The following is a 386-nucleotide window of genomic DNA, read 5'->3' as shown; positions in this document are numbered from 1 at the left end:
CCCAATTTAAGTTATTTAGGAAAACTCTATGAGAACATTATACTAATGAATTTGGATAAAATCAAGATGTAGGGGCGTTTTGATTGAAAGGTGGAGAAAAATGGCAAAAAGAAAGACTTATATGATGCTTGCTATTGTAGTCGTATTCACGTTAGTAATTCAGAGTGGATTTTGCTTTGGATTAGAAGAAAAATCCACTAGAGAAAGTAAGAAATTCTATGGTGGATATAATACGGATTTTGGGGCTCAAATCTGGGATATAACTACAACGATGAGTGTAAAATACAATAAGACAAGCAGCAAAAAAACATTAGTACGGTATGAACTACATGCGTTTGGGAAAAAGCATTTACCACATATTTCAGAGGGAACTTATACTTTTCCAG

The 386-nt window shown here is 33.4% G+C and carries 1 protein-coding gene; it reads left to right on the top strand.

Going from position 1 to position 386, the window contains the following annotated elements; all coding sequences use genetic code 11:
* Positions 1 to 100: 100 nt before the first annotated feature.
* Positions 101 to 386: hypothetical protein (locus tag D1841_RS17830; RefSeq protein WP_166554349.1), on the top strand; the 286-nt coding region annotated here is incomplete at its 3' end.

Source organism: Neglectibacter sp. X4 (genome assembly GCF_009917365.1).
Taxonomy (GTDB): Bacteria; Bacillota; Clostridia; order Oscillospirales; family Acutalibacteraceae; genus Acutalibacter.
Note: the sequence above shows the minus strand (reverse complement) of the source record. Positions and strands in the feature narration are given on the sequence as shown.